Consider the following 503-nt stretch of genomic DNA (forward strand, 5'->3'; position numbering starts at 1 on the left):
AGATCGGTTTGCATAAATCGTTGATGGTCGGGCTGGGTTATGACGTCAAAGTCGGAAATAACGTTACCTTCACCGTTGGTAAAACGAAAAAGGATGATACCGGGCAGACCGCGATTTACTCCGCCGGTGAGCATCTGGAACTCTGCTGTGGTAAGGCAAGGCTGGTGCTGACTAAGGACGGACAAATTTTTCTCAACGGCACAAAAATTCATTTGCAGGGTAAGGAGCAGGTTAATGGTGACTCACTGTTGATTAACTGGAACTGTGCAGCCTCGAAATCCCCACCGAAGACCCCTGATGAAAAGCAGGATACGCCGGATATGAGAGAGTACTGATCCCGTACCTGTTCGGTATTCAGTAACAAACAAGCATTAAAAATAAACAGAAGAAGGAATTGAATCATGAGCGGAAAACCAGCGGCGCGTCAGGGAGATATGACTCAGTATGGCGGTCCCATTGTCCAGGGTTCGGCAGGTGTAAGAATTGGCGCGCCCACCGGCGTG

General features: G+C 49.1%; 2 protein-coding genes. Both read left to right on the forward strand.

Translation table 11 applies throughout. The features are described 5' to 3' along the window. Window positions 1-335 (forward strand): type VI secretion protein VgrG (locus tag ACJHX3_RS25090; protein WP_125133859.1); only part of this gene is annotated, 335 nt, incomplete at its 5' end. A 66-nt stretch (window positions 336-401) separates the two neighbouring features. Further along, the coding region (locus tag ACJHX3_RS25095; RefSeq protein ID WP_374694589.1) for a hypothetical protein at window positions 402-503 on the forward strand (102 nt) is incomplete at its 3' end.

The organism is Escherichia sp. WS1265 (assembly GCF_046487585.1).
GTDB classification, from domain to species: Bacteria; Pseudomonadota; Gammaproteobacteria; order Enterobacterales; family Enterobacteriaceae; genus Escherichia; species Escherichia coli.